Consider the following 217-nt stretch of genomic DNA (forward strand, 5'->3'; position numbering starts at 1 on the left):
GTGACGGATGACGAGCTCCGCAAGTATCAGGGAGCACTGAACAGCAGGCCAAGAAAATGCCTCGGGTTCCGGCAGCCTTCAGTGGTCTTTGCAGAGTTAAGACAGGCGGCTTAGCGTTGCACTTCGAACTTGAATCCGCCAGATGAGGTTATTCTTTGCCATTCATTGAATAATAAAGGCCAAATATTCACCAGTACAAAGTGATCGTATACGTTTT

Annotated in this window: 1 pseudogene; it reads left to right on the plus strand. The window is 47.5% G+C overall.

Annotation, left to right across the window (positions count from 1 at the left end):
• Nucleotides 1–114, plus strand: a pseudogene (locus tag ACSZO1_RS22890) (IS30 family transposase); the annotation flags it as partial.
• Nucleotides 115–217: the final 103 nt, after the last annotated feature.

This window comes from Erwinia sp. V71, from assembly GCF_965644245.1.
In the GTDB taxonomy this organism is placed as follows: domain Bacteria; phylum Pseudomonadota; class Gammaproteobacteria; order Enterobacterales; family Enterobacteriaceae; genus Erwinia.